Here is a 10,157-nt window from a genome sequence, read left to right on the forward strand (position 1 = left end):
GACGCCGCACGCTCCACGCCCGCGGTGCCCGCATGGCCGCCGGCCTCATCGCGGTAGCCCTTCGTGTCCTCGGCGGCATCCTCCGCGACACCTCGGGCCGTCTCCGCGCGCACGCGGTCATCCTCGACCGCCGCAACGACCTGGCCGGCAGCGTCGGTGATCGCCTCGTCGACGGCCCCGGCCGCGCCTTCGGCACGCTGCGCGGCATCGACGGCCTCATTGCGCAACCGGGCGAACTCTGACATCTCCTCCGGGGTCCAGTCGTGAGCAGCGGAGAGCATCTCGGCGAGTGACTCCTCGCCCTCGCCCTCGGGCACGACTACCCGCGCCGTGGGGCCTTCGCGGAACGTCACGCCGGCCAGGTCGAACCGCACCTGCAGTGGGCCCGGGTGAACCTCCACCGAGCCTTCACCGGCCACCAGGTCGACGGGCTGCTCGCGCGGCATCAGCGTGCGCCCACCGGCAGACCGGCGGACCGGGGACGACACCCACACGACGTCACCGTCCTGCGCGGGAACTCCGGTGATGTCTTCCAGGCTGATCGTCACAGTGCGCATCAGGTCCTCGCTTTCAGTCGCGGTGGGCAGGCCGGTTCGATCGAGCGCGCGGGTCGCCGGTCACGGGTCGGCGGGGGTGGCGTCGTCGTTTGTCCCGGTCCCTTCTTGGGCGACGTCGTCGTTCTCGACCCGCTCGGACCACTGGGTGACGATCAGGCGGTTGTAGCGGGAACCGCCGCGGACGGTTCGGATACCGACCGCCACGCTGTACCGGAACCGGACCTGCACGTAGTAGCCGGGCTCCGGGACGACGAACGAGGTGGGGATGACCACGGGGTCGCCACCATTCGGCGCGACAGCTCCGGACTTGCCTTGCGTCAGCGGGATCGTGGCCAGTGAGTACACCGTGAAGTCGGGGCGCAGGACCGCGATCTCGGCGAAGCCGTTGTTGTAGCCGTCGCCGCCGTGGGAGAAGAACGTCGTGGCGTCCCATGCGCCCTCGCGGTCGAGCCTGATGCACGCCTCTGTGCGGAACGTCGAGCCCAGTCCGGGGTGCTGTCGGGAGACGGTCACCAGCTCGGCGTCCTGGTTCGGGCCGAGCATCTTGTTGAACGGCAGCGCGCGGTTGCGGCCGGGCCCGAGCCGGTACCCCTGCTCCATCACCACCGCGCAGTAGCCCATCTTGCCGAGCAGCTCCAGGCGGTTGCTGAGCGCTTCCTGACCGTCCACGAACGCGGGGATGTCGCCCTCGTAGCGGCCCAGCACCATGTCGATCACACCGCGGATGAGCCCGTCGACCCCCTGGGCGAGCGCCTGGGCGACCGTGGTGACGTCGTCGACGATCGACTCGAGCAGCCCGCGGCCGCGCTCGGGGACGGTGGGGGAGGAGCCCCCCGACAGATCAACGCCCACCGGTGTCACCGTCCTTCGGCGGGGTGTAGTCGTCGGCAGCGTCAGCGGCCTGGGCGCGGCGCACCGCGGCGCCGATGACGATCGCCTGCTGCGCCTCGACGAACTCGTCCTCGTCCATCTCGGTCACCGGCTTGTCCGGCATCGTCGTGCGCACCGGGCGCCGGCGCTTCTCCCGCGGGATCCACGCCCCCTGCTCCCACGGCGCCCCGCCGGAGCCGAAGGAGTCGTACTTGATGACCGGCTCGGCCGCCGACCCGGGGCCATCGCAGCCGAGCTGGCCGAAGACGTGACGCGCGAGGGCATCGCACTGCCCGATGTCCATCTGCACCCCGCCGGCGTGGAAGAACACCCACGACAGCGGGTGGAACTCCGGTGAGGTCTCATACGGGTACAGCAGGTCCAGATCCACAGCTGCTCCTGTCACTGAATGAAGGTCTTGACTCGGGCCAAGGCATTGGCGAGGCCCTTGACGGAGATCCCCAGCGCCCGCACCGGGGACTCGCGGCCCGCCGGGTCTCCGAGCGCCACGGTCTGGAACGGCCGGCCGCGCTCGGCGCCGATCGAGCACGACTCGACATAGCTGGCGAACACCAGCCCGCGATGCTCGGCACCGCACTGGTCCCCGGCGCGGAAGTCGCGGAACAGCCGGAACGGGGCCGACCGGTCGACGTCGAAGGCGACCGAGATGGACCCGGCACCGGCCGCGAGGGCCGCGAAGCCCTGCTGCATCGCCTGCAGGGACCAGCCGTCACCGGCGTGGACCTGGTCGCGGTAGGCGAGCCGACCATGGGCGTCGCGACGCGCGAGGTTGGTCCAGGACGACCAGGCGAACAGTCGGTCCTGGGTGAGGTCGGAGACCCACTCGCCGAGCATCGCCGCGCCGGCCACCAGCAGCGGCCCGAACACCGGCACCGCGGCCGCCAGCGCGAAGCCGATCCCCTGAAAGATCGACTTCGTCGTCCCGGCGAGCATCCGGTTGATCGCCTCGGGCGAGCGTCCTCCGACCGTGGACCGCCAGTCCGTGGACTTGGTGATGGTGAACTCGGAGGTCACGTTCATGTGCTTCGGCCGCCACACCACCCACGGCAGCACCTCGGCGTGGGTCAGCGGCCGGTCGCCAAGCTCCAGGATCGGCGAGTTCTGCTCGGTCGAGAACGACCGGGTCAGCCCCTTGAGCATGTCGCCGATGTGCCCGGTGACCGAGGTGTCGAACCCGCGGGGCACGACGTCCAGGATCAGCGTCGGCTTGGTCAGCGTGCAGTACTCGGGGAACGGTTGCGGGTCGCCCTCGAGCCACAGATCGGTCGTGAGTAGCAGGCCGGCCGCGTCGAGGGTCTCAGCGAACAGGTCGCCGGCCATGTCGAAGCGGGCGTCCAGGTGGGTGTAGGCGGTGATGATCGCCGACATCCGCGGGTTGACCATGATCGGCCACCGGTCCGGCAGGATCCCCGACCACGCCGACGGCGCCCACTGGTCCCAGCCGGAGATCCCGCCGGGCTGGAAGTCCCGCAGCAGGTTCACCAGCAGGTAGTCCTTGAGGACCCGCTTGGATTCCCCGCGGCGTGAGTCCCGGTACTTGGCCTGCACCGCCAGGGTGGGCGAGCTCGGGTCGGAGCGGCACGCGATCTTCTCCACGTGCCGGTACAGGCTCTCGGCCTCGACCTCGATCCGGTCGTCCCGGCGGCCGTGGTGATCGCGGATCCGCCCGACCCGGTAAACGAGCCGGTCACGCCACGACGGTCCGGCCTGCACCAGGATCCACTGGGCCTCGTCCACCAGGGCCCGCCACCCGGCCTGCGGATCCACCGCTGAGAGGTCGGTGGGGATGAACGCGCCCGTCGCGGCGTGGTCGCCGCCCCACTCGCCGGTGAACACCCCGACCTTGTTGACCGTGTCCGGGGCCTCCCAGCGCAGCGCGCCGTGCAGGTCCGCGGCCGGTTCGATCTCCTTGTCGAGCAGCTTGAACACGATGTCGCCGGCGGCGATCGTGTCGGCGCGCTCCTGGGACCAGTCAGACATGCCGCCCCCTCACCACGCCCACGGATCGATCACGAGAACTCGGCACGACATCGTGCAGCCGCCCAGGACCCAGCCGTCGGTAGTGCCTCCGATCTCGACAGGCCGTGGCACCCGCCGGCCGCGCATCGCCCGCCACGCCGGATGGTCGAGCGCCCCGCCGGGGGTGTCGGCGCGGATGACGCCGCCCGTAGCCGGGTCGGTGTCCAGTACCAGGGGAGTCGACGTCGACGGCAGCGCGACCGGCGTCGACAACCCGGGTGGGGTGAACGACTTGCCCGACCCCGTCCAGTGGATCTGCGGGTACACCGGCAGATCCCCGGAGTTCCGCCACACCCGGCCCGGGGCGACGGGCTCGTCCTCGCCGACCCAGATGCCCGAGTCGGAGACGATGTCCATCTCCCCGGCCACCCAGTCACCGGACGGGGCGTCCGGTGAGCGTTCCGGGCCCGGCATCTTCGTTGCCCGCACCCGCGTGGACAGCGCAGGCTTGCCGGGGGCGTGAGCGGTGAGCAGACCTCCGCCGGCGGGGTGCAACGGGTTCAGGGTCCACGCTGCCCGCCACCGGCGGTAGATCGCATCCACCACGTCGGGGCCGTAGCCCAGCCCGCTGTCGGCGGCGAGGAAATCGTCACCGACGAGATAGGACAGGGTCCCGTTCATCTCCTCGACGTCGAACCCGAGTGGACGCATCCCGGTCGCCGCGGCGGCCGGTTCGGTGTGAACCTTGACCTCCGCGACGAGCCCCTCGAGCCCCTCGGCCACCACGACGACGCCCTCGCGGCCCTCGCCGTCACCAGCGATACGCCACGACGACGGCGAGGACTCGATCCCCGTGTAGGTGAAGTTCACGCGAGCACCTTTCTCGTCGTGATGGACGCCCGCTCACCCTTCATGCGGGTGATGTCGAACTCGACACCCTCGATCCGGCCCAACAGCTCCTCGACCTGATCGGCCGGGATGCTGTCGCCGACGATGGTGATCGGCTGGCGTGGCGCCTCCTTCGCGCCGGCCACCGCCACCGCCGCCTCGGTCGTGGCGGCCTCCGTCGACTCAGCGACCGCCGCCTCGACCCGCTCCAGACGAGTGCCCAGCACCCGCCCGTCGTCGTCGAGCAGCGGCGTCGGACCGAACCCGGGCAACTCCCACCCGCCGGCGTCGGCGACGTCGCGGATCGACTGCTTCCACGTCCCACCGATCAGCCCGTCCAGGCCGACCAGGCCCAGCGCGCCGTCCAGAAGCTCCGCCCCGACCTGCTGGCCGTAGTGCTGCGCGAACTCCTCAGGGCTACCCATCCGGCCATGATCCTCAGAGGCGGCCGCCCACTTCTCGAAACCCACCTGGCCGCGGTTGACCGCCCGGGCGGCCTCCGCGAGCTGCGAGCTCTCGGCGAACCACTCGTTCTGGAGGTACTCGCCGGTAGCGGCGATGTGCTCCAGGTGCGCTGCGGTCTCACTCCAGGCCCGCGGACCGGCGTGCAGCACCTTGTGCAGGTCCGGCCCGATCGGCTCCCGACCGAACACGTCGTACACCGCCTGCGCCGCGAGCTCGTCCCGATCGTCGTCGTCCCGGTTGATGACCAGCACCATGCGGCGCAGCTCCTCGACCAGGTCGACGTTCAGACCGAGCTGACGCTCGAGGAGCGCCCACTGATCGGCAGTGAACACCGGCTCCGGTGCCTTCGTGTGATTGAAGAACGTCCCGAAGCCGCCCGGCGTGGGCGGCAGGAACCCGCCCTGGTCGTAGCCGAGCTTGGTGGGCCACCGCCCGGCCGGCCCTCCCCAGTCCATCTTCACCGCACCGACACCTGCCGTGAGGTTGGTCAGCGGGTGCATCCGGTCGTCGGGAAGCCCCTTGAACGCATCCGGGTACGCCGCCCGCACCCGCCGATACGTCGGCTCGATGACGTGCAACAGACCACCCGAGGGGGTCCCCCTCAGCGCGTTCGAGTCCCACAGGTTGATGGAGTTCGGTTCACCACTGGACTCGTACTCGATCTGCTTGAGCATCGCCTCGATGTGCAGGGCGGGGTTGTACCCCATCCGCGCGAGCGCCTGCATCGCCAGCGGACGCCACCGCTGCACATCCGCGCCGCCCGGGTCGCCGCCGAACTCCTCAAACGCCTTCACGAGGGTGTCCAACATCGGCTTGACCATGGTGTCGTGGACCTTGCCCGGGACCGCATCGACCATGCCGCCAGCGCCCTTGAACCCGTGCGCGAGATCCTTCACCCGCTTCAGGTCGTCCCCGATCATCGACTCGACAATCTGACGCGGATCGATCTCCACGGCCCCTCCGGAGAGGTCGAGAGCGACCCCTGCCGCCTGCAGCGGGGCAGGCAGCGCCCAGTGCACGTGGTTGCGGTGTTGCTCGTTCGTGCCCGCGCTGTAGTTGTGTGGCCTGCCGTGCCAGAGGTTCTGGAACCCCGCGAGCGGCCAGTGGATCAGCTCCAGCGTCTGGCCTGCGAAGTTCCGGTAGATCACGTTGGCCAGGGCCTTCATCTCCGGAGTGCCCGCGTTGCCGCCGTTGGAGAAGTCGGCCGCCATGCCCTTGGAGTGGTAGCCGTTGTCGGTGAAACGCAGACCTGAGAAGGCCCTGCCGTTCTGCAGGAGGGACGGCCAGTGCTTGCCGACGAACGCCTCCATCGAGCCGACGATGCCGCCCGAGTTGAAGCCACCCAGGTGCCGGTGCTCGAGCATCCGGTTCACGCCGGTGGCGCCCTCGGTCCGGGCCACATGGTTCATCCGCTCGACCCCGGCGGGGCCGATCGCCTGCGTCCACTCCGGGCGCATGATGGCCTCGCCGCCAGACAGTCCGATCGACATCCCGGTACGGGGGTCGATGAAGGTGAACGGGTCCCGTCCCGGGGTGTACCCGGGCAGGACACCACCCGCCCAGAAGTTGATCGGGTGGGGCGTCATCTTCTTCAGCCCGACCATGTCGGACACGCCGTTCCACATCGACACGAGGCCGTCGTTGAACACCGGGCCGATGGTGAATCGCACCGGAGCAGCCACGCCCTCGCGGACCTTGCTGAACTCGGTGTTGATCGCCGTCGTGCCGGTGGCGAACGCACCCGCCGTGTTCCACAGGGCACCGCGCATGTTGGCCAGCGCCGGGTCGACCGTGCCAGTCTGCACGGCCAGGATCCCCGTACCGGCGGTCTGCATCGACGGCAGAGCGGTGCCGAGCATCGCCGCCTGGGTCGCAGCCCCCGTCTGGGTGACCGCCGCCTGCAGGCCGGCGTGAGCCGGATCGAACAGTCGAGCCTTGGCGTCGGCGATCCCGGCCCCGGCCTGGTTCATCACCGGGACCACGACGCCGTTCATCTGGTCCTGGGCGACCTGGCCGTAGTCCAGGAGCGACTGCTGCATCCCGGCGACCGCCGGATCGAACAGAGCCGTCTTGGCGCCGTCGACCCCTTCGCCGACCGCGGTGAACGCCGACCCGATCTGCGCCGAGACGTCCAGAGCGGTGCGGGCGGCGTCCTCGCCGAGGAACTCGCCGGTGGCGGCGTACCCGTCGTCGCCGCCGGTGAACGCCGTACCGAGTTCGGTCGCGGCCGCCCCGGCCGTACGAGTCGCCCCTCCGACGTCGGCGGCGGTGTTCGCGGCGGCCCGGGCGAGATCATCGCCCGCCAGGCTGGCCAGCGCTCCGAACCCATCGTCCCCGCCGTTGAAGGCGATCTGCACCTCACCGGCGGCGGTCGCCGCGGTCTCGGCGAGACCACGGGCCGCGTCGGCGACCTGGCCGGCCATGCCCTGCACCCCGTGCACCAGTCCGGCGCCGATGTCCGCGCCGTACCCGGCGAACACCCGGGACGGGGACTGGATCCCGAGGGCCTTCTCGAACGGCTTACGAATCCAGTTCGGGAGAAGGTCCAGGAAGTATGACCCGACTGTCCCGGCGAGGGACTTGATGCCCTCGAGGAGGCCCCGCACGATGTCCCGGCCGGTGTCGAACAGCCACGTCTTCGCTGACGTGAACACGCCGATGATCTTCGAGCCCATGTCGCCGACGAAGGAGATCACCTTGCCGGCCCACTCCACGACGGTCCGCAGGGCGCCGGCGATCTGACCGATCAGAGCCGACGCGAACTGGCCGAGCACCCCGATCAGCGGAGTGAGGACGTTCGTCGAGAACCACGACATCGCCTGCGCCAGAGCCCCGACCACAGTCGCCACGAGCTTCAGGGCACCGATGATGCCCTTGATCGCGACATATAGGGTGACCCCGATGACGGCGGCTACAACCTTCAGTACGGGCAGCAGGACCGGCGACAGGGCCTGGAACAGCTCCCACACCGCGGTCCCGATCTCGCGGAACGCCTCGAACAGCGCGGATCCGACCTCGACCAGCGCCGAGAACAGTGACCGCGCGATCTCCCAGATCGCCCCGCCGAGCGTTGCCCCCAGTTCGGTGGCGGTGCTCCACAGTGTGCCGAGCAGTTCGCCCGCCACCTGCAGCGCTTCGCTGACGGTGGCGACCGCGGTGACGATCCACTCCGCGCCCTGCTCGCCGAAGATGGACGCGAGAGCGCCGTAGCCGTCGTCGCCGCCGGTGAACGCTGCGGTCAACTCGCCCCAGGCGCTCTTGACGTAGCTGATCGTGTTGACCGCCCACTCGGCGGCGTCCTCGCCGATGATCGCGGCGAGCGCGCCGTAGCCGTCGTCGCCGCCCTGGAAGGCGGTGGTCAGTTCGGACCACGCGGTCTTCACCGTCTCCACGACGGCGGTGACCTTGTCCACGAGGGCGTCCCAGATGGGCATGAAGATGCCCGACAACCACTCCCAACCGGACCGCAGCACGTCCATGAACCCGGCCCAGATCGCCTGGCCGGTCTCGGTCTGGGTGAAGAACCACGTGAGCGCGGCCACCACGCCGATCACCGCGCCCGCGATGATCCCGAACAGGTTGGCCTTCATCGCCGCGTTCAGTTTCCGAACGCCAGTCTCGGACAGCAGCGTGACGACGTTCCAGATGCGCTGAGCGGTGGTGAACAGGATCAGGCCGGTGCGTGCCAGCGCCAGGCCGCCGACCATCGACCCCACCACGATCGACAATCCGATGAGGAGGTCCTTGTTCGCGCCCGCCCACTCGGCGAGCCCCTGGAGAGCAGGAATGACGTTGGCCACGACCCACTCGCCGCCAGCCAACAGCGCGCCGAACGCCGCAGTCGCCAGAGGCTCAAGCTCCGCCAGCACGTTGTTCTTGAAGATCGCCATCATATCCGACAGCGATCGGGTCTCCTCGGCGACCCCGTTGATCGTGTCGGAGCCGTTGCGCATCGCGTCGAGGAGTTCCTCGATCTCGAACTTGCCGCCACGGATCGTGTCCGCCATGTCGGCGCCGGCGCGAGCTCCGAAGATCTCCATCGCGCGGGAGGCCGCCTTGGTGGGGTCCTCCATGTTCTTGATCTCGTCGGTGACCTCCCGCAGGGCCTCCGGGGCGGACTTGCCCTCCCGGGCGAACAGCGAGAGCGCCTGCCGCATCGAGCCCATGACGAGCTCGGTGTTCACACCGGTCTTCTCGAACAGGCCGAGGAGGGCGGTGGTCTCGTCCAGGTCGAACCCCATACCGCGCATGGGGGCGCCGAACTGGACGATCCGCTGCGCCAGGAGATCGACGCCAGACCCGGTGTTCTGCGAGGCACGGAACAGCCGGTCCATGATGGCGCCCTGCTCGTCGGCCGCGATGTTCCAGTCCCCGAACGCGCGGGTGACCGCAGGAATCGACGAGGCGGCGGCAATGCCGGTGATGCCCTCCAGGTTGAGGAACTGCTTCGTCAGGTCTTCGAGCGGCTGTCCGGTGTGCCCCAGGGCCGTGTTGATGTCCGCCAGCGCGGTCCCGACGTCACCGAACGAGGCGGGCACCTCACGCCCGACGGCCAGGGCGGACTCACGCAGACCATCCAGATCGTCACCGGTCGCGCCGGTCCCGACCCGGATGGTCTTGGTCATGTCCTGGAAGTCAGAGCCCAGCTTGAACAGGTAGCCCGCGGTCGCCACGGCCGCCACGCCGACGGCCAGCAGGCCCACCTCGAGTGCCTTCTGGGCACCCTCGAGGTCTCGCGAGGCCTGCGCAGCTTCCTCGGCCGACAGACGCGACCGGCCAACGGCTTCAGACTGATCGAGCGCCGCGCGAGCAGACCTGGCCTGAGCGGTCTCGAGGGCGGACTGGGCGTCCGTCAGATCCCTGCTCTTGCGCTCGGCGTCGGTCGTCGCCTCCGACTGCCGGCGGCGGGCGGACTCCAGGCGCTCCTCGGCCTGGGCGAGCTTCACCGGGTCCCCGGAGGTGAGCGCGGCGTTGTACTGCTCCTGGGCGACGCGCACCTTGCCGGTGGCGTCGGCCACCTTGTTCTGAGCCTTCTCGGCCGCGTCGCCCGCCTTGGTGACATACTTCTCCGCTGTCGCCACCGCGGCCTCGAGCTCACGGCTCGCGCGCTTGGCCGCCTCGCCGCTGGTGCGTGCGCCGGCCACCATGGACTTGCCCAGGTCGTCTGCCGCCTTGCGGCCCGCCGCTGCGGCCGGCGCGGTGAAGTCCCGGGCCAGGGTCTGACCGATCCCCTTCATGGACACGGTCATCGGGAGGACGGCATAACCGATAGCAGACATGCGGGCCTCCTCGAGTCGACGCGGGACGGGCGGGCCGCGCGGGCCGGGAGCGGGCTACTTGGCCCGGTTCCCGGCCACGCGGGCCATGTAGCGGCGGTTCTGGGCGGCGGTCGACGCG

6 protein-coding genes are annotated in these 10,157 nt (G+C 70.0%); all 6 read right to left on the bottom strand.

All coding sequences use genetic code 11. The features are described from left to right. On the bottom strand, positions 1-548 hold a 548-nt coding region (locus G6031_RS03185; RefSeq protein ID WP_206682128.1), incomplete at its 3' end, for a hypothetical protein. Positions 549-617: 69 nt separating this feature from the next. Then, positions 618-1,409, bottom strand: coding sequence for a hypothetical protein (locus G6031_RS03190; protein WP_182652416.1), 792 nt, complete (start codon positions 1,407-1,409; stop codon positions 618-620). Further along, positions 1,399-1,818 carry a hypothetical protein gene (locus tag G6031_RS03195; protein WP_182652417.1) on the bottom strand — a complete coding sequence of 140 codons (420 nt, stop codon included), beginning with the start codon at positions 1,816-1,818 and terminating at the stop codon, positions 1,399-1,401. The genes G6031_RS03190 and G6031_RS03195 overlap by 11 nt, the downstream gene beginning before the upstream one ends. A gap of 11 nt (positions 1,819-1,829) precedes the next feature. After that, complete coding sequence (locus G6031_RS03200) at positions 1,830-3,428, bottom strand: hypothetical protein (protein WP_182652418.1); 1,599 nt, start codon at positions 3,426-3,428, stop codon at positions 1,830-1,832. A gap of 9 nt (positions 3,429-3,437) precedes the next feature. Beyond that, on the bottom strand, positions 3,438-4,277 hold the full coding sequence (locus G6031_RS03205) for a hypothetical protein (RefSeq protein WP_182652419.1): 840 nt from the start codon (positions 4,275-4,277) through the stop codon (positions 3,438-3,440). Beyond that, complete coding sequence (locus tag G6031_RS03210) at positions 4,274-10,039, bottom strand: phage tail tape measure protein (protein ID WP_182652420.1); 5,766 nt, start codon at positions 10,037-10,039, stop codon at positions 4,274-4,276. Before G6031_RS03210 ends, G6031_RS03205 begins: the two co-directional genes overlap by 4 nt. Between the last annotated feature and the right edge of the window lie 118 nt (positions 10,040-10,157).

Source organism: Dietzia sp. CQ4 (assembly GCF_014145125.1).
Taxonomy (GTDB): domain Bacteria; phylum Actinomycetota; class Actinomycetes; order Mycobacteriales; family Mycobacteriaceae; genus Dietzia; species Dietzia natronolimnaea.